The following is a 24,535-nucleotide window of genomic DNA, read 5'->3' as shown; positions in this document are numbered from 1 at the left end:
CCACTCCCTCAGGCCCGGCCTGATCGAAAGCTCGCGCACGGACATCGACATCTTGCCTCTCCTTACTGATGGCGGCCTAAAAGGTGGCCGGATTGCCGGACGGCGTGTCCAGCCCCAGGCCGTGCCAGATACGGCGCACTTCGTCGCGCTCGGCGAGAAAGCCGTCGGCCGGCACCTTGCCCGGCTGCTTCTGCAGGACCAGGCGGTGCAGCGCGGCGCGGTAGGCCTTGTAGGCTTCGCGCAGGGCAATGGCGTCCATGGCCGGTACCAGACCAGCCGCTTCGAGGGATTCCAGGATGCGGATGTTGTCGGGAAAACGCAGCAATTCGGGATGCTGCCACGACCAGGCCAGAACGGCATATTGGACCATAAATTCGATATCGACGATACCGCCGGCATCCTGCTTGAGGTCGAACAGCTGCTCCGGCCGGCGCGCGTTCGGCCCCAGTCCGCCGGCGGTCACCGCGGTGCCGAGGTTGTCGAGCATCTTGTCGCGCATGCCGGCCACGTCGGCCTGCAGGGTCGCCAGCTCCCGCTGCCGACCGAGGATGCGCGCCCGCACCTCGTCGAAGCGTTCTCCTAGACGTGGACAACCCGCCACCACCCGCGCCCGCACCAGCGCCTGGTGCTCCCAGGTCCAGGCCTCGCTCTGCTGGTAGCGCTCGAAGGCCTCCAGCGAACTCACCAGCAGCCCCGCCGCGCCGGACGGCCGCAGGCGCATGTCCACCTCGTAGAGGGTGCCCACCGGGGTGGTGGTGGTGAGCAGATGGATGATGCGCTGGCCGAGGCGATTGAAGAACTGGGCGCCATCCATGGGCTTGGCGCCATCGGTCTCGGCCAGGGGATCGGCGTCGTGGATGAACACCAGGTCGAGGTCCGAGCCGTGGCCCAGCTCGATGCCGCCGACCTTGCCGTAGCCGACGACGATGAAGTCCGGCTGGCAGGGCGAGCCGTCGCGCCGCTGCGGCGTGCCATGGCGCTGCACCAGCTGGCGCCAGGCCAGGCCGAAGACCTCTTCGAGGATCACCTCGGCCAGCCAGGTCAGGTAGTCGCTGACCTTCATCAGCGGCAGGCTGCCGGCGATCTCCGCCGCCGCCACCCGCAGGCTGTGGGCGCGCTTGAAGTGGCGCAGCACGTCCATCTGCTGCTCCAGGTCCTCTTCGGGCAGGCGCATCAGACGTTCGCGCAATTCGGCAGCCAACTCAGGCTTCTGCGGCGGATGGTAGAGCCGACCCTCGTTGAGCAATTCGTCGAGCAACGCTGGATAGCGGGCGATCTGCTCGGCCACCCAGGCACTGGCCCCGCAGAGTTCCAGCAGCCGCGCCAGGGCCGGCGGATTCTCGCTGAGCAGGACCAGGTAGGCGGAGCGTCGCGCCACGGCTTCCACCAGCGGCAGCACCCGCTCCAGGGCGCGATCGGGTTGCTCGTCGGCGCTGACCGCATCCAGCAGTCGTGGCATGAAGGCATCCAGGCGTTCGCGACCGGCGCGCTGCATGGCGCGCACCTGGCCACTGGCACGCAGGTTGGCCAGCAGTTCCAGCGCCTGCTCCGGCGTCTGGAAGCCCGCCTCGCGCAGTCGCGCCAGGGACTCCTCGGGGTCGAGCAGGTCTTCCCACAGCGGCAGCCAGCTGTCTTCCAGCTCGGCGCTCTGGGTCTCCTCCTCGGGATCGGCGATGGTCTGCTGGAAATGCCAGTCGATGCGGCTGCGCCAGGCGTCGAGCGCCGCGCTGAATTCATCCGAGTCGGCATAGCCCATGAGGAAGGCCACCCGCGCCCGCCCCTGGGGATCCACCGGCAGGGTCTGGGTCTGCTGGTCGGCGATGGCCTGCAACCCATGCTCGACATAGCGCAGGAAGCAGTAGCCCTCGCGGAGTTCCGCTTCGGCCGCGGCCGGCAGATAGTCGCGCTCGCGCAGACTGGTCAGCACCCTGAGCAGCGGTCGCTGTTGCAGCGCCGGATCACGCCCGCCGTGGATCAGCTGGTAGGCCTGGGCGATGAACTCCACCTCACGGATACCGCCAGCACCCAGCTTGACGTTGTCGGTCATGCCGCGTCGGCGCACCTCCTGGCGAATCAGCTGCTTCATGCTACGCAGGGCTTCGATGGCGGAAAAATCCAGATAGCGCCGATAGACGAAGGGTCGCAGCAGGGTCAGCAGCTCGGCGCCGCTGACCTGGTCGCCGCCGACCACCCGTGCCTTGATCATGGCGTAGCGTTCCCAGTCGCGGCCCTGGTCCTGGTAATAGAGTTCCATGGCGGCAAAGCTCAGCACCAGGGCGCCGGCGCTTCCATAGGGCCGCAAGCGCATGTCGACGCGGAAGACGAAGCCCTCCACCGTGGTGGCATCCAGCGCCTTGATCAGGCGCTGCCCGAGGCGGGTGAAGAATTCCTGGTTGTCCTGCTCGCGCCGTGCGCCGCGGGTCTCTCCGGCCTCGCCATAGGCGAAGATCAGGTCGATATCGGAGGACAGATTCAATTCCCCCGCGCCCAGCTTGCCCATGCCCAGCACCACCAGTTGCTGTGGCTGGCCGCTGTGGCGCCCGGTCGGCACGCCGAACTGGGCGCACTGCTGGGCGTAGAGCCAGGCGCAGGCCTGGTCGATGCAGGCATCGGCCAGCTCGCTGAGGTCGCGGCAGGTCTCCACCAGATCGGCCCGGCGAGTCAGGTCGCGCCAGACGATGCGCACCTGCTGCAACATGCGGAACCGCCGCAACCGGCGCCCCAGCTCGGCCTCGTCCGGGCAATCGACGAGCGCCTCGCGCAACCGCTGCGCCATCTCGCCCGGTGCCAGTGACAGCTCCAGATCGCCACTGTCGACCAATGCCAGGCAGGGCTCGGGCAGGCGGCAGAACTGCTCGACGACGAAGTCACTGAGAGCGGCCACCCGCCGCCACTCGGCGCGCAGCGGCGCGGACCAGTCTGCCTGGCGGGCGGCCGCCGCGGGCAGCGGGGACAGGGCGTCGGCCAGGCGCCGGTCGGCGAGCTCGGCACATGCGACGAGAGTCGGAGGCAGATCGGGACGAAGGAGGGGTATCATGGGCAGTCCTGCGCAGGGACGGTCGAACCCCACCACCCTGCCGCGAACCCCATGCCAGGGACATTCCGACGGACCACCTGGTCCGAGCGGGAACCGTTTTCACGTCCGCGGTTCGGAGTTCGCGAGCCCATGAGCAGCGCGTTCGACAAACGTCGAATTGTTTTTTATCGCATTACAGCTCGGAGCTGAAACGGATTTGAATTTGTAGTAAAACTACACGCCGATCGGAACCGTCCGGTCATAAATCCAAGAATTTTCGCTGCCCCCAAGAGGCCGGCGGCGACCCTGAGGCGACCGATTTTGGAAGCCTTTCCGCCCTGGAGCAAGCCATGCAAGATCTCGATCCCGTCGAAACCCAGGAATGGCTGGACGCCCTGGAGTCCGTCCTCGACCACGAAGGCGAGGAGCGCGTTCATTATCTGATGACCCGCATGGGCGAACTGGCTACCCGCAGTGGTACCCAGCTGCCCTACTCCATCAATACCCCCTATCGCAACACCATTCCAGTGACCAAGGAAGCCCATATGCCGGGCGACCTGTTCATGGAGCGGCGCATCCGCTCGCTGGTTCGCTGGAACGCCCTGGCGATGGTCATGCGCGCCAACCTCAAGGATCCGGATCTGGGTGGCCACATCTCCACCTTCGCCTCCAGCGCCACCCTCTATGACATCGGCTTCAACTATTTCTGGAAGGCGCCCAACGAAGAGCACGGCGGCGACCTGATCTACTACCAGGGCCATGCCTCCCCCGGCGTCTACGCCCGTGCCTTCCTGGAAGGCCGCCTCTCCGAAGACCAGATGAACAACTTCCGTCAGGAAGTGGACGGCAAGGGGCTGTCGAGCTACCCGCACCCGCACCTGATGCCCGACTTCTGGCAGTTCCCGACCGTTTCCATGGGTCTGGGTCCGATCACCGCCATCTACCAGGCCCGCTTCATGAAGTACCTGGAGAACCGCGGCTACATCCCCGCCGGCAAGCAGAAGGTCTGGTGCTTCATCGGCGACGGCGAGTGCGACGAGCCGGAAACCCTGGGTGCCATCTCCCTGGCCGGCCGCGAGAACCTCGACAACCTGATCTTCGTCATCAACTGCAACCTGCAGCGCCTCGACGGCCCCGTACGGGGCAACGGCAAGATCGTTCAGGAACTGGAAGGCATCTTCCGCGGCGCCGACTGGAACGTCACCAAGGTCCTCTGGGGTCGCATGTGGGATCCGCTGTTCGCCCGCGACACCGAAGGTCGCATGCAGCAACGCATGGACGCCGTGGTCGATGGTGAATACCAGAACTACAAGGCCAAGGACGGTGCCTATGTGCGCAAGCACTTCTTCGGCGCCAATCCCGAGCTGCTCAAGATGGTCGAGGACCTGTCCGACGACGAGATCTGGAAGCTCAACCGTGGCGGTCACGACCCCTACAAGGTCTATGCGGCCTACCACCAGGCGGTCAACCACAAGGGCCAGCCCACCGTCATCCTGGCCAAGACCATCAAGGGCTACGGCACCGGTGCGGGCGAAGCCAAGAACACCGCGCACAACACCAAGAAGGTCGATGTGGAGTCGCTGAAGAAATTCCGCGATCGCTTCGACATCCCGCTGAACGATTCCCAGCTCAGCGAGCTGCCCTTCTATCGTCCGGCCGACGACAGCGCCGAGATGAAGTACCTGATGGGCCGCCGCGAGTCCCTGGGTGGTCACCTGCCCCAGCGTCGCGCCCGCAGCATCAGCATCCCCACCCCGCCCCTGGAAACCCTGAAGGCGGTGCTGGACGGCTCCGGTGATCGCGAGATCTCCACCACCATGGCCTTCGGCCGCATCCTGTCGCAACTGGTCAAGGACAAGGACCTGGGCAAGCGCATCGTGCCCATCCTCGCCGACGAGGCCCGTACCTTCGGCATGGAAGGCATGTTCCGCCAGTTGGGCATCTACTCGCCCCACGGCCAGCTCTATGAGCCGGTCGATCGCGACCAGGTGATGTACTACCGCGAAGAGAAGGACGGCCAGATCCTCCAGGAAGGCCTCAACGAGGCGGGCGCCATGTCCTCCTTCATCGCCGCCGGTACCGCCTACAGCAACTACAACCAGCCCATGCTGCCGGTCTACATCTTCTATTCGATGTTCGGCTTCCAGCGCATCGGCGACCTGGCCTGGGCGGCGGGCGATGCCCAGACCCGCGGCTTCCTGCTGGGCGGCACCTCCGGGCGTACCACCCTCAACGGCGAAGGCCTGCAGCACGAGGACGGTCACAGCCACATCCTGGCCGGCACCATTCCCAACTGCCGCAGCTACGATCCCACCTACGCCTACGAGCTGGCAGTGATCATGCGCGAAGGCATCCATCAGATGATGGAACTGCAGCAGAGCGTCTTCTACTACATCACCGTGATGAACGAGAACTACCAGCAGCCGGCCATGCCCGCAGGTGTCGAAGACGGCATCATCAAGGGCATGTACTTGCTGGAAGAAGAGACAGGCGACTTCAAGCACCGCGTCCAGCTGCTGGGCTCGGGCACCATCCTCAACGAGGTCCGCGCTGCCGCTGGCCTGCTGCGCGAGATGGGCGTCGGCGCCGACATCTGGAGCGTCACCAGCTTCAACGAACTGCGCCGTGAAGGCCTGGCCGTCGACCGCTGGAACCGCCTGCACCCGCTGGAAGAGCGCCGCCTGACCTACGTCGAGCAGTGCCTGGGCGAGCGCCAGGGTCCGGTCATCGCCTCCACCGACTACATGAAGCTGTTCGCCGACCAGATCCGCCAGTGGGTCCCCACCGAATTCCAGGTGCTGGGTACCGACGGCTTCGGTCGCAGCGACAGCCGCAAGAAGCTGCGTGATCACTTCGAGGTCGACCGCCGCTGGGTCGCCGTCGCCGCTCTGCAGGCGCTGGCCAACCAAGGCAAGCTGGAACGCAAGGTCGTGGCCGACGCCATCACCAAGTTCGGCATCGACACCGAGAAGCGCAATCCTCTGGATTGCTGATGCGGCACACGGATAAGAGGAAACAACTGTGAGCGAGACCATCCGCGTACCCGACATCGGCAGTGGCGACGGCGAAGTCATCGAGCTGCTGGTGAAGGTCGGCGATACCGTCGAGGCCGAACAGAGCCTGGTGGTGCTGGAGTCCGACAAGGCCAGCATGGAGATCCCGGCCCCCAAGGCCGGCAAGATCGCCGCCCTGCACATCAAGGTCGGCGACACCCTCAAGACCGGTGATCTGCTGATCGACCTGGAAGGCGAGGACGCCGCCACCGGCAGCGAACCCGCCGCCGAACCCAAGGCCGAGTCCAAGCAGACCCAGGTCGAGGAAAGCGAAACCCCGACGCCGGCCGGCGACGAGGACGCTTCGGCGTCCGCCGGCGAAGGCGAGTCCCAGGAAATTCACGTTCCGGACATCGGCTCCAGCGGCAAGGCCAGCATCATCGAGGTGGCGGTCAAGCCCGGCGACACCATCGCCGCCGAGCAGACGCTGATCACCCTGGAATCCGACAAGGCCAGCATGGAAATCCCCTCCCCCGGCGCGGGCGTGGTGGAGAGCGTTTCCGTCAAGGTTGGCGACGAAGTGGGCACCGGCGATCTGATCCTGGTGCTCAAGGGCGCCGCCAATGCCAAGCCGAGCAAGAGCGTCGAATCCAAGGCCGGCGACAAGCCCGCCAAGGAAGCCGCCGAGCCCGAGCTGCACGAGGAAGCTGCCGCCGAGCCGGCCGGTGAGTCGGTCGAGGAGATCAAGGTCCCCGACATCGGCTCCACCGGCAGTGCCAACGTCATCGAGGTGCTGGTCAAGGCCGGTGACCAGGTCAAGGCCGAGCAGTCGCTGATCGTGCTGGAGTCCGACAAGGCCAGCATGGAAATCCCGGCGCCCAAGGCGGGCGTGGTGGAAAGTGTCGCCATCAAGGTCAATGACCAGGCCAAGACCGGCGATCTGATCCTGACCCTGAAGGTGGCCGGTGCCGCGCCCAAGCAGGCGGCCAAGCCGGCTGCCGGCAACACCGCCGCCAGCGCGCCGTCTGCCGAGAAGAAAGCCGAGGCTCCGGCCAAGGCTGCCGCCCCGGCCAGCGCACCCGCCGCCGGCAAGGGCAAGAAGGTCCATGCCGGCCCGGCCGTGCGCATGGTCGCCCGTGAGTTCGGCGTCGACCTGGGCGAGGTCACCCCGACCGGTCCCAAGGGCCGCATCCTCAAGGAAGACGTCCAGGCCTACGTCAAGGATCAGCTGCAGAAGAGCAAGGCGGCTCCGGCCGCGGCTGCAGGGGCCACCGGTGGCGCCGGCATTCCGCCGATCCCCACCGTGGACTTCAGCAAGTTCGGCGAGATCGAAGAGGTGCCGATGACGCGCCTCATGCAGGTCGGCGCCAACAACCTGCATCGCAGCTGGCTGAACGTGCCCCACGTGACCCAGTTCGACCAGTCCGACGTGACCGATCTGGAAGCCTTCCGGGTAGGCCAGAAAGCCGTTGCGGAAAAGGCCGGCGTCAAGTTGACCATCCTGCCGTTCCTGCTCAAGGCCTGCGCCCATGTGCTCAAGGAACTGCCGGACTTCAACGCCTCCCTGGCTCCCAGCGGCAAGGCGGTGATCCGCAAGAAGTACGTGCATATCGGCTTCGCCGTGGACACCCCGGACGGCCTGCTGGTCCCGGTCATCCGCAACGTCGACCAGAAGAGCCTCCTGCAACTCGCCGCCGAAGCCGCCCAGCTGGCGGAAAAGGCGCGGACCAAGAAGCTCAGCGGTGACGACATGCAGGGCGCCTGCTTCACCATTTCCAGCCTGGGTCACATCGGCGGTACCGGCTTCACGCCGATCGTCAATGCCCCGGAAGTGGCGATCCTCGGCGTGTCCAAGGCCAGCATGCAGCCGGTCTGGGACGGTAAGGCCTTCCAGCCGCGCCTGATGCTGCCGCTGTCGCTGTCCTACGATCACCGCGTGATCAACGGGGCAGCTGCCGCGCGCTTCACCAAGCGCCTGGGCGATCTGCTGGCGGAAATCCGCAGCCTGCTGCTGTAAGCGCCACAGGACGGTAATGGCTTCCCGCTACCGTCTTCTGGTGTAGCAAGAACCCCGCTCATGCGGGGTTTTTGCTGCCAGATCAACCGAAAGATCCAGGAAAAAGGTAGGATGAGCGCCCTGAGCGTCGCCCCTTGCATGCCCTGGGCCCTATCGGGCAACCTTGACAGCTATCCCAGAGCGCTGGCGAGACGGAGAGGAAGAAGGATTAATGATTTGTCTGTCCTTTCCGATAACCCTAGGACATTTTTCCGTCTTCACAAGGACGCGGACCCTCGCATGAGTATTCACTCCGATGCTGCCGATGCCGCGGTAGCCGATCAGGCGGGCGCGCTCAGCGCTCCTGCCCGATTGGGCTTGCTGCGCTTCGAGCGTCTGAATGAAGCCTCCTGGGCGATGCTCTATCTCGACTCCCGTTGTGAGGCCAGCCTCGGCCTGCCCGCCCAGGCGCTGTGTTCGCTCATCGATGCCCCCTATGCCAGCCTGATGGAGCCCAGCGTCCGTCATCGCCTGCACGAGGACATCCAGCTGCAACTCGCCGAGCATGGCAGCTATCAGGTGCGTTACCTGTTCCATTCCACCACGGCCCCCTGCCAGGTCGTCGAGGTGGGCGAGAGCCTGCAGCGTCATGGCCGCCCCCTGCTACGCGGCTATCTGCTGCGGGTGATGAACGACGATGCCCTGGCCGGCGAATGGGAAGCCCACAACCTGGCCCTGCGGTCGACCCTGGCGCTCCTGCAGGAAAGCCAGGACCACAGCCAGCAACGGCTGGGGATGGCCCAGGCGCGGCAGACCCTGCTGCTCGAATTGTCACGGCTGGCCCTGAGACAGACGCCGGTCGACGACGAACTGGTGCAGCTGCTGCGTGCTCAGGGTCCGGCCGCCTTCGCCGTGGATGAGCTCAGCCTGTGGCGCTACGAAGGCAATGGCCTCGTCACCCTGTGCAAGGAAGAGCGCCTGCCCACGCTGTGCAGCGACCACCGCCGCCGGTTGCGTGAGCAGGGCGTGATCGAAGACGCCAGCCAGGTGCTGCACCCTTCCCATACCGGGGGCGGAACGGCCCTGGACGTGGCGCTGCTGCACGAGAATCAGCTGATCGGCCTGCTCTGCCTGAGACGGGACCGGCCAGCTACCTGGGAGGCCGAGGACGTCGCCTTCGCCCGCAGCCTGGCGGAATGTCTGGCTGCCCTGCTCCAGCAGCCGGAGCGCATGCCGAAGGTCGCCCACCCCCTCACCCGGGTGATGGAAGCCAGCAACGATGCCTTCCTACTGCTGGATGCCGGCGGTCGCCTGGAGCACGCCACCGACAGCTTCGCCCGCATCACCGGCTATCCCATCGCCAAGCTGCAGGGCCTGCACGTCGAATCCCTGCCGGCCCTGGAGAACTGGAGCGAGCTGCTCTACGAAGCCTGGCAGCACCTGGCGCACCAGGACAGCTGGCAGGGCGAATTGCGGTGCTATCGCCGCGACGGCGAGACCTACTGGGGCCAGCTGTCACTGTCCAAGATCCAGCAGCCCAACGGCGACCTGCAGGGCTATCTGGGCATCTTCCAGGACACCAGCAAGACCCGCTTCGCCCAGCAGCACAACGACGAGATGGTGTTTCGCGACAGCCTTACCGGGCTGGCCAACCGCAGCCACTTCATCGCCCGCCTGGAAGAACGCCTGGAGCACTCCAATCCGAGCAGCGAGCACTCGCTGCTGCTGGTGGACGTCGACAACTTCAAGAGGGTCAACGACAGCCTGGGTCATCGCATCGGCGACCAGCTGCTGGTGGGCCTGGCCCGGCGCCTGCGCAGCGCCCTGGGCAAGGGCGCGCTGATCGCGCGCATCGCCAGCAACGAATTCGCCGTGCTGCTCGACGGCATGGATGCGGTGTCCGCCACCAGCCTGGCTCGCGACACCCTGGTAGCCCTGGATCCGCCGCTCTATGTGGAAGGCCACCCCACCCTGATCAGTTGCTCCATCGGTCTGACCACCGCCAGGCCGCACGAAACCGATCCGCAGACCCTGATCAAGCACGCCGGCCTCGCCCTGCACAGGGCCAAGGCCACCGGCGGCCATCAGGTCCAGGTGTTCACCGAGGCGCTGATCGCCGAGGCCAGCAACAAGCTGTTCGTGCAGAACAACCTGCGCCGCGCCCTGGAGCAGAACGAATTGCTGGTGCATTACCAGCCCAAGGTCTGCCTGAAGCGCGCCAAGCTGCTTGGCCTGGAAGCCCTGATCCGCTGGCAGCATCCGGAAAAAGGCATGATCCGCCCGGACCAGTTCATCGGCATCGCCGAGGAAACCGGGCTCATCGTGCCCATCGGCAAATGGATCATCCGCGAGGTCTGTCGCCAGCTGCACCGTCTCGACGCCGCCGGCTTCGACGACCTGCAGATCGCCATCAACCTGTCGCCCAAGCAGTTCACCGATCCCGACCTGGTGCAGTCCTTCGTCACCATCCTCGACGAGGAAGGCATCGCGCCCAAAAGGCTGGAGCTGGAACTGACCGAAAGCCTGCTGCTGGATGCCACCGACGCTACCCGCAACACCCTCGAAGCCCTCAAGCGGCTGGGCATGAGCCTGGCGATGGACGACTTCGGCACCGGTTATTCGTCGCTCAGCTACTTGAAAAAATTCCCCATCGACATCATCAAGATCGACAGGAGTTTCATCAAGGACATCCCGGACAACCAGGACGACATGGAAATCACCTCCGCGGTGATCGCCATGGCCCACAACCTGCGGCTGCAGGTGGTTGCCGAGGGCATCGAGACGACCGAACAGCTGGCTTTCCTGCGCCATCATCGTTGCGATATCGGCCAGGGCTATCTGTTCGACAAGCCCATCCCGGCCGACCAGCTCGACGCTGCCCTGGCGCGTTACCTGCCGACGCGCTGACCCGCCGAGCGGACTCGACCCCGCTGCAGCGATTTTGCGTACACTGAGCTTTTCGCCTGGCCCTTTCCCACGAGGTATCCCATGGTCCTGCGTTCCGAAATCCTGACCAAGAAGACCCACCTGCCCGCCGCCGAGCAGGCGCTGCCCGGCCGCGAGACGGCCATGGCCGTACCCGCCGCCCACTACGTCAACGGCAATCCGTTGCAAGGCCCCTTCCCCGCCGGGCTGCAGAGTCTGGTGCTGGGCATGGGCTGCTTCTGGGGCGTCGAGCGGCGTTTCTGGCAACAACCGGGTGTCTGGACCACCGCCGCCGGTTACGCGGGCGGCCATACCCCCAACCCGACCTACGAAGAGGTGTGCTCCGGCCTGACCGGTCATACCGAGGTGGTGCTGGTGGTGTTCGATCCGGCCCAGACCTCGCTGGAGGCGCTGCTGAAGATCTTCTGGGAAGCCCACGACCCGACCCAGGGCATGCGCCAGGGCAATGATGTCGGTACCCAGTATCGCTCGGCGCTGTATTACAGCGACGACAGCCAGCGCGAGGCCTTCGAAGCCAGCCAGGCCGCCTTCCAGGCTCAATTGGCCGAGGCTGGTTATGGCGAGATCACCACCGAGATCGCTCCTTTGCCGCCCTTCTACTACGCCGAGGCCTATCACCAGCAGTACCTGGCGAAGAATCCCAACGGCTATTGCGGTCTGGCCGGTACCGGCGTGTGCTTGCCGCCCAGTCTGGCGGTCTGATCCCGAGCCGCTGCGGCGGCTCTCTTTGTTGGGCTTCGGCGGTAGAGCCGCCTCAACCCAACCTACGCCAACCTTTCCCGTAGGTTGGGTTGAGCGCAGCGAAACCCAACAGCCCCAGGCTCGACATGATCCTGTTGGGCTTCGGTAATGGAGCTGCCTCAACTCAACCTACGCCAAGCTGCTCGTAGGTTGGGTTGAGCGCAGCGAAGCCCAACGTTGCCCCTCCCTTATTCCGCGATCAGCCACTCCAGCCGCCAGCTGCCTTCGCCCTGGGCCAGGTGCTCGGCCAGCCAGGGCAGCAACTCGCGCAGTTCTTCCTCCAATCCCCACGGCGGATTGACGATGGCCAGTCCCGAGCCGTTGAGCCGGGTGGGGTCGTCCGCCGCGCGGATCAGCAATTCGACGTTGAGCAGCTTGGGCGCGCCGCTGGCCTGCAGACCCGCATGGAAGCGCCTGAGCTGGCGGCGATCCTTGATCGGATACCAGAGCGCGATCACCGTCTGGCGCATCCGACCGATGGCCTCCTGCACCGCCTTGACGCAGCGTTCCAGCTCATCGGCCTTCTCGAAGGGCGGATCGATCAACAGCAGCGCCCGGCGCTCGGGAGCCGGCAGCAGCGCCCGCGGCAGCAGCCAGCCGTCCTTCTGGTGCACCGCCACCCGGCGATCACCGGCCATGTTTTCCTTGAGCAGGCGACCATCCTCGGGGTGCAATTCGTTCAGCAGCAGCCGATCCTGGGGCCTCAAGGCCTGGCGCATCAACTCGGGCGAGCCGGGATAGTAGCGCAGCGCGCCATCGGGATTGAGCGCCGCCACCGCTTCGCGATAGCCGACGAAGGCGGCCGGTGCGGCGTCCAGCGCCCACAGCCGACCGATCCCTTCGCGCCATTCGTCGGTACGACTGGCCTGGTCGCCGGCCAGGTCATAGCGACCCACCCCGGAATGGCTGTCCAGATAGGCGAAGGGTGCCTCCTTGCGCGCCAGCAGCGCGGCCAGGCGCAACAGGGTGGCGTGCTTGAAGACATCGGCGTGATTGCCGGCATGGAAGGCGTGTCGGTAATTCATGGGATACTCCAGCATCAGCCCTACAGTGTACCGCCTTCCTCGGGCGCCAGCGGCGTCGCGCTTTGACACTCTGGCCGTGCAGCGGGTTAAATCCCCAGGTTCTTCATTTCTTTGCCCCAGGAGTCACGCTTGGACGCTGTCACCATCAACAGCTTGTTCTTGATCGGTGCGGTGCTGATCGGCCTGTCGATTCTGGTCAGTTCGATTTCCTCGCGGGTCGGCATCCCGATCCTGGTGATCTTCCTGGTGGTCGGCATGTTCGCCGGCGTCGACGGCCCCGGTCACATCGCCTTCGACAACTATCCGATGGCCTACCTGGTGGGCAACCTGGCGCTGGCGGTGATCCTGCTCGACGGCGGCATGCGCACCCGGGTGTCGAGTTTCCGCGTGGCGCTCTGGCCGGCGCTGTCCCTGGCCACCGTGGGGGTGATGATCACCACCGGCCTGACCGGCTTGGCTGCGGCCTGGCTGTTCGATCTCAGCCTGCTGCAGGGCCTGCTGATCGGTGCCATCGTCGGCTCCACCGATGCCGCGGCGGTGTTTTCCCTGCTCGGAGGGCGCGGCCTCAACGAACGGGTCACCGCCAGCCTGGAGATCGAATCCGGCAGCAACGACCCCATGGCGGTGTTTCTCACCGTGACCCTGATCGAGATGCTCGCCAGCGGCGAGAGCGGCTTCAGCTGGAGCCTGCTCGGTCATTTCGTCAGCGAATTCGCCATCGGCGGGGTGATCGGCCTGGGCGGTGGCTGGCTGCTGCTGCAGCTGATCAACCGCATCCATCTGGCCGACGGCCTCTATCCGCTGCTGGCCATCAGCGGTGGTCTGCTGATCTTCGCCCTGACCAACGCCGCCCATGGCAGTGGCATCCTCGCGGTCTACCTGGCTGGTCTGCTGATGGGCAATCTGCCGATCCGCAGCCGCCATGGCATGCTGCACATGCTCGACGGCATGGCCTGGCTGGCGCAGATCGGCATGTTCCTGGTGCTGGGCCTGCTGGTGGAGCCGCATAACCTGCTGCCCATCGCCCTGCCCGCCCTGGGCCTGGCGCTGTGGATGATCCTGGTCGCCCGCCCGCTGTCGGTGGCCATCGGCCTCTTGCCCTTCCGCGCCTTCCATGACCGGGAAAAGGCCTTTATCGCCTGGGTCGGGCTGCGTGGCGCGGTCCCCATCATCCTCGCGGTGTTCCCGATGATGGCCGGACTGCCCCAGGCCCAGCTGTTCTTCAACGTGGCCTTCTTCATCGTGCTGGTGTCGCTGCTGGTGCAAGGCTCCAGCCTGCCGCTGGCCGCCAAGCTGCTCAAGGTGACGGTGCCACCGGAGCCGGCGCCCTTCTCCCGCGCCGGCCTGCAGGTCCATCCGACCAGCGAGTGGGAGTTGTTCATCTATCGCCTGGGCGCCGAAAAATGGTGCATCGGCGCCGCCCTGCGCGAGCTGAAGATGCCCGAGGGCACCCGCATCGCCGCGCTGTTCCGCGGCGAGACCCTGCTGCACCCCTCCGGCAGTACCACCCTGGAAGCCGGTGACATCCTCTGCGTGGTCGGCCATGAGCACGATCTGCCGGCCCTAGGCCGCCTGTTCAGCCAGGCGCCGCAGCAGACCCAGAGATTCTTCGGCGACTTCGTCCTGGAAGCCGATGCCGAACTCAGCGCGGTGGCCGCGCTCTACGGCCTGCAACTGGGCGAAGTGGACGGCAACCAGCGTCTCGGCAGCTTCATCACCCACCAGATCGGCGGCGAACCCATCGTCGGCGACCTGGTGGAGTGGAACGGCCTGGTCTGGATCGTCGCGGCCATCGAGAACAAGCGCGTGCGCAAGGTCGGCGTGAAGTTTCCCGAAGGCAGCAGCAGCGGACCTGCGCTCTTTCTTTAACGGTGGATGAACGGGGTTCGCGGCTTGAGGGCCGCCGCCTTGCACCCCAGGCAGCCTGGCTTTAACCTCGCGCCTTTCCACTGCCCGACGCCTGCCGCATGCACCGCCTGTCCGCTCTGCTTCGCGCCGCCGCCCTTTGCGGCTGCCTGTTCACCCTTCCCGCCGTGGCTCAGGATTCCGGGCCGCCGGATGCCCAGCAGGTCCAGCAGAATCTGAGCGCTCTGGCCGATCGCAAGCTGCCCGCCGCCGAGCAGAGCGCCGCCCAGGAGAGCCTGCAGCAGACCCTCAAGCTGCTCGACCAGCGCGACCAGTACGTCAAGCAGCTGGCCGATCTGCGCCAGCAGCTGGCCCAGGCACCGCAGCAGACCAAGGATGCCCAGCGACAACTGGCCCGCCTACGCGCCGAGCCGATCAAGCCCGCCGAGCAGCGCTATGCCGGCGCGACTCCCCAGGCCCTGGAGCAGCGGCTGAGCGAGACCAGTCTGGCGCTCAACAGCGTGCAGGACGATCTGAACGCCGCCAACAGCCTGGTGATCAATGCCCAGACTCGCCCCGAGCGCGCCCAGGTGGACATCGCCAATTTGCAGACGCGCCTGCAGCAGATCGCCGATCTGCTCAAGAGTGGACGCGAGAACGCCAAGGCGTTGACCGCCGAGCGGCGCGGTCAGCTGCTGGCGGAGCAGGCGGCGGCGGGCGCGCAGATCCAGCTGTTGCGCCAGGAGCTGGCGGGCAACAGCGTGCTGCAGGATCTCGGCGCCATTCGCCGGGAGCTGTTCACCGAGCAGGTGAAGCGTTACGAGCAGGAGACCCTGGACCTGCAGACGCTGATCAGCGGCAAGCGGCGCCAGCAGTCGGAAAAGACCCTGGCCGAAGCCTCGCGGGAGTCCGAAAAGACTGCCGGGGACGATGTGCTGTCCCAGGAGACCGGGCTCAATCTGCAACTGTCCGACTACCTGCTGCGCGCCACCGATCGACTCAACGACCTCAATCGCCGCAATCTCGAGTCCCGCCAGCAGCTGGATCAGCTCAAGCAGACCAGCGAGAACATGGAACAGCAGATCGGCGTGCTCAAGGGCAGCGTGCTGCTGTCCAAGCTGCTCTACCAGCAGCGTGCCGCGCTACCTTCGGTCAAGGTCAACAAGGATCTCACCGACGACATCGCCGATCTGCGCCTCTATCAATTCGAGCTCAACCAGCAGCGCGCCCAGATCGCCAATCCGGATGCCTACGTCAGCAATCTGCTGGCCCAGCAGCCGCCGGAAAAGACCACGCCGCAGCTACGCCAGCAGTTGCTCGACCTGCTCAAGACCCGCAGCGAATTGCAGGAGCGCCTCAACACCGAGCTCAATGCCCTGCTCAGCGAGTCCATCGACCTGCAACTCAACCAGCGTCAGTTGCAGACCACCATCAGCAGCCTGCGCGGCACCCTCGACGAGCAGATGTTCTGGATTCCCAGCAACAAGCCGCTGGACTGGAACTGGGTCAAGACCGCACCCCGCAAGCTGATGCAGCAACTGCGCGACGTGCCCTGGGGCTCCAGCCTGCATGAACTCTATGTCGGCCTGGCCGAGCGCCCGCTGCTGCTGCTGCCGCTGGTCCTGGCCTTCGCTACCCTGATCTGGCAACGGCCCCGCATCCATGCCCAGGTCAGCAAGCTCAACCAGGATATCGGTCACTACCAGCGCGACAGTCAACTGCACACGCCGCAGGCCGTATTGCTCACCATTCTCCTTGGCCTGCCGGCGAGTCTGGTGCTCTGGCTGGGCGGCGTGGCCCTCGAAGGGGACGAACGCGGCGTAAACGCCGCCATTGGTGCGGCGCTGCTGGAAATGGCCGCCGGCTGGCTGGTGTTCTACACGGTGTATCGCCTGCTGGCCTCCGGTGGCGTCGCCGAGACCCACTTCCGCTGGGCCCGCCCCCAGGCGCAGTCCCTGCGCCGGCTGGTCAGACGCGTGGGCCTGCTGGCCCTGGCACTGATGGCGGTGGTGGCCATCGCCGAACGTCAGCTGGCCGGTCTGGCCGACGATGTCCTGGGCATTCTCATCGTCCTGATCGCCTATGCCAGCCTGGCCTGGATGCTGGGTCGCTCCCTGCTCAATGCCACCGCCCGCGAGCGCCTGCCGTTCTTCCGCCTGTTGCTCGGCCTGATGATCACCGCCATTCCAGCCGTGCTGTTCTTCGCCGTGCTCTTTGGCTATTACTACACCGCGCTCAAGCTCACCGATCGCCTGGTGGACACCCTCTATGTGCTGATGGCCTGGATCATCCTCGAAGCCACCCTGGCCCGTGGCCTGAGCGTGGCCGCGCGGCGCCTGGCCTACCAGCGCGCCATCCAGAAGCGCCAGGCGCAGCAGGAAGACGCCGAGGGCGTGGAGGTGGTGCAGGAGCCGACCCTGGACATGGAGCAGGTCAACCAGCAGTCCTCGCGGCTGTTGCGCCTGACCCTGCTGCTGGCCTTCCTCGGTGTGCTCTATCTGGTCTGGGCCGACGTGGTAGCGGTGTTCTCCTACCTGGACAACGTCACCCTCTACCAATACACCAGCGGCACCGGCGCCGCCGCCACCCAGGTGCCCCTGACGCTGCGGGTGTTCATCATCGCCCTGGTGATCGCCGGTCTCACCGTCGCCCTGGCGCGCAACCTGCCCGGCCTGCTGGAAGTCCTGGTGCTGTCGCGCCTGAATCTGGCCCAGGGCAGCGCCTACGCCACCACCACCCTGCTCTCCTACGTCATCGTCGGCTTCGGCACCGTGACCACCCTGGCGACCCTCGGGGTGAGCTGGGACAAGCTGCAGTGGCTGGCCACCGCCCTCTCGGTCGGTCTGGGTTTCGGCTTGCAGGAGATCTTCGGTAACTTCATCTCCGGCCTGATCATCCTCTTCGAGCGCCCGGTGCGCGTCGGCGACCTGATCACCATCGGCAACGTGACCGGCACGGTGAACAAGATCCGCATCCGCGCCACTCATATCACCGATGCCGACCGCAAGTCGGTGGTGGTACCGAACAAGACCTTCGTCACCAGCCAGCTGATCAACTGGACGCTGACCGACACCGTCACCCGTATCGTGCTGACCTTCGGCATCAATCGCGGCAGCGATCTGGCCGAGGCCCAGCGGTTGATGATGCAGGCGGTCAAGGAGAATCCGCGGGTGCTGCATGACCCCGAGCCCTCGCTGCACATCACCCACTATGGCGCCAGCACCCTGGACCACGAATTGCGCATCTATGTGCGCGAACTGGGCGATCGCAGCGCCGCCACCGATGAGCTGATCCGCCGGGTCGACCAGTTGCTGCGCGATGCCGGTATCAACCTGCTGTCCACGCCGCAGATGGAGATCACCTTGAAGAATCGCCACGGTGCGGAGAAACAACTGGGCAAAAAGCCTCTCCTACCTGAAGGGGATGCCCAGCAGGAAGCCGAGGATCCCAAGCCATCCAAGGCCTGACGGCCCCCTGCGCGGATATCTCGGGACACCCATGAAACAGCTGCTCGATCTGACGTTCGACAACAGATTCGCCCGCCTGGGCGATGACTTCTCCACCCGCATCGATCCCCGGCCGCTGGACGATCCGCGGCTGGTAGTCGCCTCGCCCACGGCCCTGGCCTTGCTGGACCTGGATCCAGCGGTGGCCGAGACCCCCGAATTCACCCAGGTGTTCGCCGGGGCCCAGCTCTGGGATAGCGCCGAGCCCAGGGCCATGATCTATTCCGGCCACCAGTTCGGCTCCTACAACCCGCGCCTGGGCGATGGCCGCGGCCTGCTGTTGGGCGAGGTGGTCAACGACCGCGGTGAGCATTGGGATCTGCACCTCAAGGGCGCCGGTCTCACGCCCTTCTCGCGCATGGGCGACGGCCGCGCCGTGCTGCGCTCCTCCATCCGTGAATTCCTCGCCTCCGAGGCCTTGCACGCCCTGGGTATCCCGACCACCCGGGCGCTGTGCGTGATCGGCTCCGCCACCCAGGTGGTGCGCGAGCGGTTGGAAACCGGCGCCACCCTGCTGCGCATGGCCCCCAGCCATGTGCGCTTCGGTCACTTCGAGTACTTCTACTACACCCGCCAGCATCAGTTGCTGGAGCAACTGGGCGAGCATGTGTTGGCCGCGCACTTCCCCGAACTGCTAGCCACCCCCGAGCCCTGGGCGGCGCTGTTCCGCGAGGTAGTGGAACGCAACGCCCGGCTGATCGCCCACTGGCAGGCCTATGGTTTCTGCCATGGGGTGATGAACACCGACAACTTCTCGATCCTGGGTCTCACCTTCGATTTCGGCCCCTTCGCCTTCCTCGACGACTTCGACGCCCAGTTCATCTGCAACCATTCCGATCACACCGGGCGCTACTCCTATAGCAACCAGGTGCCCATCGCCCACTGGAACCTGGCGGCCCTGGCCCAGGCGCTGACGCCCAAGGTGGCGGTGGAGACGCTACAGGAGAGCATCGCCCTCTTCCTGCCGCTGTATCAGGCGCACTACGTCGACCTGATGCGCCGGCGCCTGGGCCTGCAGGAGGCGCGAGACGAAGACCAGGAGTTGGTCGAGCGCCTGCTGGCCCTGATGCAGCAGGGCGGTGTGGACTATCATCTGTTCTTCCGCCACCTGGGCGAAGACCAGCCTGCCGCCGCCCTCGCCCGGGTGCGCGAAGACTTCATCGACCTGCGTGGCTTCGACGACTGGAGCCAGGCCTATCGCGCCCGCCTGGACGCCGAAGGCGGTGCGGCAGCCGACCGTACCGCGCGCATGAACGCGGTCAATCCGCTGTATGTGCTGCGCAATTACCTGGCCCAGCAGGCCATCGAACAGGCCGAAGCAGGCGACTACAGCGAGGTGCGGCTACTGCACGAGGTGCTGTCACGCCCCTTCGAGGCCCAACCGGGGCGCGAACGCTTCGCCCAGCGGCCGCCGGACTGGGGCAAGCACCTGGAGATCAGCTGCTCGTCTTGAAGTCCGGCTCCGACCAGGCGCCGGACTTCAGGCGCCGTTGACCTGGAAGACGTGCCGCAAATAGTGCAGGAAGTCCGGCTCACCGCCCTGGGCCTTGCCCGGGGCGTCGGAAATCTTGGCCACCGGCTGGCCATTGCAGCGACTCATCTTGAGCACCATGTTCATCGGCTGCACACCCGGGATGTCACAGGTGAAATGGGTGCCGATGCCAAAGCTCACATTGATCCGCTCGCGCAGGGCACGAAACAGCGCGAGCGCCTTTTCCAGATTGAGCGAATCGGAAAACACCAGGGTCTTGGTCAGGGGGTCGATGCCCAGCTGCTGGTAGTGGGCGATGGCCTTCTCCGCCCACTGCAGGGGATCGCCGCTGTCATGGCGCAGGCCGTCGAACAGCTTGGCGAAGTAGAGATCGAAATCGCGCAGAAAGGCATCCATGGTGATGGTATCGGTCAGGGCGATGCCGAGCTGACCGCGATACTCGCGCACCCAGCAGTCGAGGGCGGCGATCTGGCTGTCGATCAACCGTGGCCCCAGTTGCTGGTGCGCCATCAACCACTCGTGGGCCATGGTGCCCAGGGGCGCGACACCCAGCTTCCACGCCAGGTGGACATTGCTGGTACCGACGAAGCGACCGGGAAAGTCGTCCCTCAGGCTGCGCACCACCATCTCCTGCACACCATAGGAAAAACGGCGCCGGGTACCGAAGTCGGCCATCTTGAATTCGGCCAACTCGTCGGTGCCCGCTTCCCGCGCCAGCCAGTCGAACTTGCGATAGAGCTGATCGCGTGCCAGCTGCAGGGGCAGGTCGGCATGGCGCTGGCGATTACGCACCTCGCTGATCAGCGCCAGGATCGGTACCTCGAACAGGATCAGGTGCAGCCAGGGACCCTTCAGGGTCAGGGTGAAGCGTCCCTCCTCCTCGCCGAGGAACACATAGGAGGGATTGAAACGAAACAGCCGCAGAAAGCGGATAAAGTCGGGGGTGATGAAGGGAATGCGTTCGAGAAAGTCCAGCTGGCGATCACTGATGGCGACATCGGCCAGGGCATCGATCTCGGCCTGGATGGCCGCGTGATAGGGCCGCAGGTCTTCGTCGTTGCGGCAGCGAAAGGCCCACTCGACTTCCGCATTGGGATAGTTGTGCAGGACGGCCTGCATCATGGTGAGCTTGTAGAAGTCGGTGTCCAACAGGCTCTGCACGGCCTGCTCGGAAAAACTATCGGCCATCATCGGCGGGGGCTCGGCAGCTAGAAGTCAGACGACAGGATGCCGAACTTGCCGGGGAAGCGAAAGGCGCTTGACCGTCCGGGGCCTAACGGTTGTGGGTCTGGGTCATGCCGAAGAGGAACAGCAGCAGGTCCTGGCTACCCGTGCTGGAGGTGGTCAGGGTGCGCGCCACGGGGGTCTGGCAGTAGTCCAGGCCTTCGCTACCGACGACCACGGCCGCCGGTCTTAGCCAGCTCGCATAGGCCAGCGTGGTGACCCCGCAAAAAGCCGCGATCAGCAAACCTCGAGTAATTTGTGAAGTCATGGCTCCAACCCTCTGATCTTCCGTCCCAACGCCTGTTGGTAAACGTAGAGCAGAGTTCGCCATTGCGCAGCGTTCCACGACGAATGGCGGCGTAATTGCAGCATATCCCGACGGGCGGCCGTGTCTATAGCCATTCGTTGGCGACATTTCTCCAGATCGAGCAAGGCGATGGAGAATTGCTTGCCCTCCGGCCCCATGCGCTCGGCGACGAAGATATGTTTGGGATAGAGGCAGCCATGCTGCCAGCGGTGACGGTGCATGCGCGCCAGCACCTCGCCCAGAGTGGTCAGGAAGCGCTCGTGCTCGGCTTCGCTGAGCGCCTGGCCACCGCCTTCGGCGTACCAGTGATCGAGATCCTGATAGCCTTCCAGGGCGGCGCTCACCAGCAACGCGCGCCAACCACCCTGGGCTTGCTGGGCATCGCAGAAGAGCAACTCGGGAACCTGGATACCCAGGTCGCGAAAGGCGATCAGCGCATCCCGCTCGCGCAAGGCGGTGGGCCGCCCCAGGGGATGACGCAAACTACGATAGAGATGACCGACCTGACGCTTGACGTAGGCCAGGGTCCCGTCGGGAAGTTGCAGGCGCTGGACACCGCTCTCGCCGCCCCGACGGACATTGGGCGCTTCCACCCAGTCGCCTGCGGTGTTCCACCAGCGATCGAAACGCTCTTCGCCCTGCGTCACGGCTCCCATCGGCTGCCTCTCTTATTCTAGATAGCTTTAATTGGCCTTGCGCAGGACATAGACCCGCCACATGGCATAGCCCGGCAAAAAATCCAGGGCTCGGTCGACCACGAAGCCGGCCTGGGCGACTTCCGCCTCGAACTGGCCGCGCTCGACGATGAATCGGTTCTGGTAACCGCCGCGGTCGCGGCCTTCGGCTTGGCGCCGACGTTCCAGTGCCTGGCGACGCCAGGCCTTGAAGTTGCCATCCACCCACAGCGACAGGATGACGCTGTCACGGGTCACCCGGTGGAACTCCTGCAGCAGCGCCAGACGGTCCGCCGCTTCGCCCACATGGTGAAACAAACGCATACAGAAAATGCAATCTACAGAATTGTCGGACAAGTCGATAGCGAAAGCCGACGTCTGCAGCGTTTTTACCCGGGCCACGACCTCCGCGGGCTGCTGCGCACGGGCGGTGGCCAGCATGTTTTCCGAGTAATCGGCACCGATGATCAGACGATTGCGCTTCTCCGCCAGCAGCGGCCAGAAACGACCGGCACCACTGGGCAGATCCAGCACCAGATTGGGCTGGCCGGCGATGCTCAGGGCCTGCCGCGCCAGTTGCTGGTCGCGCCAGTTGGACAGGCGCCGGGCCAGACCGTCCTGGTGCTTCAGGTAATACTGGCGGGCGTGGTCGGCGTCGTACTTTTGCGAAAAGGGCAGGTCGATGGGCGCTTTCACGGAGGCGGCTCCTGAGGGAGTGGAGAAGTGCCGCTACCCTATCCAGGCCGCTGTCAAACCCCGGTCAAGTCGTTGTGAAAATTCTGTAACGCTAGTCGGCTACCCTCTCGTTGCCAAGATCGATATCGAAGCGGCACCCCCCTGCCGCGCTGTCGCCCAGGGTCACGCTCCAGCCCTGCAGCTGACAGATCCGCCGGACCAGCGACAGGCCCAGCCCCAGTCCCTCGCCACGGCCCTCGGCGCCACGGACAAAGGGCTGGAACATCGCCTCACGCTGCTCTTCGGGAATGCCAACGCCACTGTCTTCCACCACGAAACCCGCAGCGCCGACCTGCAGGCTGATGTAGCCGCGTTCGGTGTAGTGCAGGGCATTGCGCAACAGATTGCTCATCACCGACCGCAAAAAGGGCTCGTGCCAGAGCAAGCGCTCGGCCTCCGGCGCCACGCTCAGGCGCCATTGCAGCCCCTTGGCCTCCACCGCCGCCTGCCATTCCTGCGTCTGGCGCCGCGCCACCTCGGCCAGGGTGGCACGGGGTGCCTGAGTATCGCTGTCGCCCTGGTTGCGCGCCAGAGCCAGAAAGGTCTGCACCAGTTCCTGCATCTCCCGCGCCGCGCGCGTCATGCGCTCCAACGGGCCCTTCGCCCGAGGTGGCAGATCCGGCGTGGCCTCCAGCAATTCGCAGGACGAATTGATCACCATCAGCGGCGTGCGCAATTCATGACTGACATCGCTGGTGAACAGCCGCTCGCGCGCCAGGGCGGCACGCAGGCGATTCAGGGCATCGTCGAAGGCACCGGCCAGTTCACCGACTTCGTCCTTGGCATAGTCCGGCGCCAGGGGCGGGGTCACATCGAGGATCTGGTCACGCCGCCGTACCTGGCGCGCCAGCCGCACCACCGGCGCGATCACCCGCCGTGCCAGGGCCCATCCCAGCAGCCAGGCCAGGGCCACGCTGATCAGGAACCCGATCAGCACCACCTTGTAGAGCAGCCGCTCGCGCGCCTCGAAATCGCTCTGGTTCTGCAGCAGGACGAAATGGTTGCCCTCCAGCTCGGCGACGTAGGCATAAAAGTACTGCTGGTCCTCCTCCACCTCGCTGAAGCCCGCCGGCAGATCGCGCAGGTGCGCGGGCAACTGCGCCACCTCGGCGAGGGGCACGAAATACAGACGCATGTCGGGATCCAGCACCGGCTGGCCGCCGCGTCTCATGTCGCGCTGGACCATGCGCTCCAGTTCGTTGTGCAGATCGGTGGAGATCAAGCGCTCCTCGACGGTGTGTACCACCGCGACGATACCCAGGGAAAAGACGCCACCCACCAGAAAGGTCATCAGCACGAAGGCGATGACGATCCGCCGCGACAGGCTCAGGTGATATTCCATGGCTAATCCTGCTCGACCAACTTGTAGCCCACCCCATGGATGGTGCGCAGCAGCGGCTGCGCGAAGGGCTTGTCGATCACCTGGCGCAACTGGTGGACGTGGCTGCGCAGGCTGTCGCTGTCGGGGTAGTCCTCGCCCCACACCGCCTCCTCCAGTACCTCGCGACGCACCACATGGGGCGACTTCTGCATCAGCAGGGCAAGGATCTTGAGACCGATGGGATTGAGCTTGAGCGACTTGCCGGCACGACTCACCTCCAGGGTGTCCAGGTCGTAGCTGAGATCGGCGACCTGCAGCTGGCGACGCCCGCCCCCCTTGGTCCGGCGCATCACCGCCTCGACGCGCGCGGCCAATTCCGACAGGGCGAAGGGTTTGACCAGGTAGTCGTCGGCGCCGGAGCGGAAGCCTTCCAGACGGTCATCGAGCTGATCGCGGGCGGTGAGCATGATCACCGGGGTGTCGCGGCGGGCATCCTGGCGCAGCCGCTGGCAGAGGGTGTAGCCGTCGATGCCGGGCAGCATGATGTCGAGGATGAGCAGATCGTAGTGCTCGGTCGCGGCGAGGTGCAGCCCCGACAGGCCATCCTGGGCGCAATCCACGCTGTAGCCCTTGAGACTGAGGTAGTCCAGCAGGTTGCTGAGGATGTCTTTGTTGTCTTCCACCACCAGGATACGCATGTCGCTGACCTCGTTG

The 24,535-nt window shown here is 65.4% G+C and carries 15 protein-coding genes; 7 read left to right on the top strand and 8 right to left on the bottom strand.

Annotation, left to right across the window (positions count from 1 at the left end; genetic code table 11):
- Positions 1 to 76: 76 nt before the first annotated feature.
- Entirely contained in the window at positions 77 to 3,037 is a 2,961-nt protein-coding gene (gene glnE / locus V6W80_RS04250) for a bifunctional [glutamate--ammonia ligase]-adenylyl-L-tyrosine phosphorylase/[glutamate--ammonia-ligase] adenylyltransferase (protein ID WP_338545928.1), read from the bottom strand.
- Positions 3,038 to 3,366: 329 nt separating this feature from the next.
- Between glnE and aceE the strand changes: the two genes are divergently transcribed.
- From aceE to msrA, 4 genes are all read left to right on the top strand, one after another.
- Complete coding sequence (gene aceE, locus V6W80_RS04245; RefSeq protein WP_338545927.1) at positions 3,367 to 6,009, top strand: pyruvate dehydrogenase (acetyl-transferring), homodimeric type; 2,643 nt, start codon at positions 3,367 to 3,369, stop codon at positions 6,007 to 6,009.
- 28 nt (positions 6,010 to 6,037) lie between these two features.
- On the top strand, positions 6,038 to 8,026 hold the full coding sequence (gene aceF / locus V6W80_RS04240) for a dihydrolipoyllysine-residue acetyltransferase (protein ID WP_338545925.1): 1,989 nt from the start codon (positions 6,038 to 6,040) through the stop codon (positions 8,024 to 8,026).
- Between the two features lie 279 nt (positions 8,027 to 8,305).
- Positions 8,306 to 10,912: a putative bifunctional diguanylate cyclase/phosphodiesterase gene (locus V6W80_RS04235; protein WP_338545923.1), complete on the top strand. Its 2,607-nt coding sequence runs from the start codon at positions 8,306 to 8,308 to the stop codon at positions 10,910 to 10,912.
- 81 nt (positions 10,913 to 10,993) lie between these two features.
- A complete protein-coding gene (msrA, locus tag V6W80_RS04230) occupies positions 10,994 to 11,653 on the top strand; it encodes a peptide-methionine (S)-S-oxide reductase MsrA (RefSeq protein ID WP_064307373.1) in 660 nt (219 codons plus the stop codon).
- Positions 11,654 to 11,880: 227 nt separating this feature from the next.
- Here the strand turns inward: msrA and V6W80_RS04225 are convergent, their stop codons facing one another.
- Positions 11,881 to 12,717: a 23S rRNA (adenine(2030)-N(6))-methyltransferase RlmJ gene (locus V6W80_RS04225; RefSeq protein WP_338545921.1), complete on the bottom strand. Its 837-nt coding sequence runs from the start codon at positions 12,715 to 12,717 to the stop codon at positions 11,881 to 11,883.
- 129 nt (positions 12,718 to 12,846) lie between these two features.
- Here V6W80_RS04225 and V6W80_RS04220 point away from each other — a divergent pair, with 129 nt between their 5' ends.
- The 3 genes from V6W80_RS04220 to selO all read left to right on the top strand — a co-directional run bounded on the left by V6W80_RS04220 (position 12,847) and on the right by selO (position 19,521).
- A complete protein-coding gene (locus V6W80_RS04220; protein ID WP_017640096.1) occupies positions 12,847 to 14,586 on the top strand; it encodes a potassium/proton antiporter in 1,740 nt (579 codons plus the stop codon).
- Positions 14,587 to 14,684: 98 nt separating this feature from the next.
- On the top strand, positions 14,685 to 18,029 hold the full coding sequence (mscK, locus tag V6W80_RS04215; RefSeq protein WP_064307374.1) for a mechanosensitive channel MscK: 3,345 nt from the start codon (positions 14,685 to 14,687) through the stop codon (positions 18,027 to 18,029).
- A 31-nt stretch (positions 18,030 to 18,060) separates the two neighbouring features.
- Positions 18,061 to 19,521 (top strand): protein adenylyltransferase SelO, encoded by a 1,461-nt coding sequence (gene selO / locus V6W80_RS04210; RefSeq protein WP_338545920.1) that lies wholly within the window; start codon positions 18,061 to 18,063, stop codon positions 19,519 to 19,521.
- Between the two features lie 27 nt (positions 19,522 to 19,548).
- On the opposite strand, the gene pncB is transcribed toward selO, so the two are convergent.
- The 6 genes from pncB to V6W80_RS04180 all read right to left on the bottom strand — a co-directional run bounded on the left by pncB (position 19,549) and on the right by V6W80_RS04180 (position 24,519).
- The gene (gene pncB / locus V6W80_RS04205) at positions 19,549 to 20,751 is read right to left on the bottom strand and encodes a nicotinate phosphoribosyltransferase (RefSeq protein WP_160924539.1); all 1,203 of its coding nucleotides are present in this window, start codon (positions 20,749 to 20,751) and stop codon (positions 19,549 to 19,551) included.
- 82 nt (positions 20,752 to 20,833) lie between these two features.
- Positions 20,834 to 21,052 carry a hypothetical protein gene (locus V6W80_RS04200; RefSeq protein WP_177344807.1) on the bottom strand — a complete coding sequence of 73 codons (219 nt, stop codon included), beginning with the start codon at positions 21,050 to 21,052 and terminating at the stop codon, positions 20,834 to 20,836.
- On the bottom strand, positions 21,049 to 21,747 hold the full coding sequence (locus V6W80_RS04195; protein WP_017640091.1) for a lipopolysaccharide kinase InaA family protein: 699 nt from the start codon (positions 21,745 to 21,747) through the stop codon (positions 21,049 to 21,051). The genes V6W80_RS04200 and V6W80_RS04195 overlap by 4 nt, the downstream gene beginning before the upstream one ends.
- Before the next feature lie 27 nt (positions 21,748 to 21,774).
- Positions 21,775 to 22,461, bottom strand: a complete 687-nt coding sequence (locus tag V6W80_RS04190; protein ID WP_017640090.1) for a class I SAM-dependent methyltransferase — start codon at positions 22,459 to 22,461, stop codon at positions 21,775 to 21,777.
- Positions 22,462 to 22,552: 91 nt separating this feature from the next.
- The gene (locus tag V6W80_RS04185; protein ID WP_338545919.1) at positions 22,553 to 23,842 is read right to left on the bottom strand and encodes a sensor histidine kinase; all 1,290 of its coding nucleotides are present in this window, start codon (positions 23,840 to 23,842) and stop codon (positions 22,553 to 22,555) included.
- A gap of 2 nt (positions 23,843 to 23,844) precedes the next feature.
- Complete coding sequence (locus V6W80_RS04180; RefSeq protein ID WP_017640088.1) at positions 23,845 to 24,519, bottom strand: response regulator transcription factor; 675 nt, start codon at positions 24,517 to 24,519, stop codon at positions 23,845 to 23,847.
- Positions 24,520 to 24,535 lie beyond the last annotated feature (16 nt).

The sequence above is a fragment of the Pseudomonas benzopyrenica genome (assembly GCF_036884265.1).
Lineage (GTDB): Bacteria > Pseudomonadota > Gammaproteobacteria > Pseudomonadales > Pseudomonadaceae > Chryseomonas > Chryseomonas benzopyrenica.
This window is presented reverse-complemented; position numbering and strand designations above follow the sequence as displayed.

Coding starts and splice junctions, on each gene's coding strand:
- glnE (WP_338545928.1), bottom strand. CDS start 3,037: ATGATACCCCTCCTTCGTCCCGATCTGCCTCCGACTCTCGTCGCATGT.
- aceE (WP_338545927.1), top strand. CDS start 3,367: ATGCAAGATCTCGATCCCGTCGAAACCCAGGAATGGCTGGACGCCCTG.
- V6W80_RS04235 (WP_338545923.1), top strand. CDS start 8,306: ATGAGTATTCACTCCGATGCTGCCGATGCCGCGGTAGCCGATCAGGCG.
- msrA (WP_064307373.1), top strand. CDS start 10,994: ATGGTCCTGCGTTCCGAAATCCTGACCAAGAAGACCCACCTGCCCGCC.
- V6W80_RS04225 (WP_338545921.1), bottom strand. CDS start 12,717: ATGAATTACCGACACGCCTTCCATGCCGGCAATCACGCCGATGTCTTC.
- mscK (WP_064307374.1), top strand. CDS start 14,685: ATGCACCGCCTGTCCGCTCTGCTTCGCGCCGCCGCCCTTTGCGGCTGC.
- selO (WP_338545920.1), top strand. CDS start 18,061: ATGAAACAGCTGCTCGATCTGACGTTCGACAACAGATTCGCCCGCCTG.
- pncB (WP_160924539.1), bottom strand. CDS start 20,751: ATGATGGCCGATAGTTTTTCCGAGCAGGCCGTGCAGAGCCTGTTGGAC.
- V6W80_RS04200 (WP_177344807.1), bottom strand. CDS start 21,052: ATGACTTCACAAATTACTCGAGGTTTGCTGATCGCGGCTTTTTGCGGG.
- V6W80_RS04195 (WP_017640091.1), bottom strand. CDS start 21,747: ATGGGAGCCGTGACGCAGGGCGAAGAGCGTTTCGATCGCTGGTGGAAC.
- V6W80_RS04185 (WP_338545919.1), bottom strand. CDS start 23,842: ATGGAATATCACCTGAGCCTGTCGCGGCGGATCGTCATCGCCTTCGTG.
- V6W80_RS04180 (WP_017640088.1), bottom strand. CDS start 24,519: ATGCGTATCCTGGTGGTGGAAGACAACAAAGACATCCTCAGCAACCTG.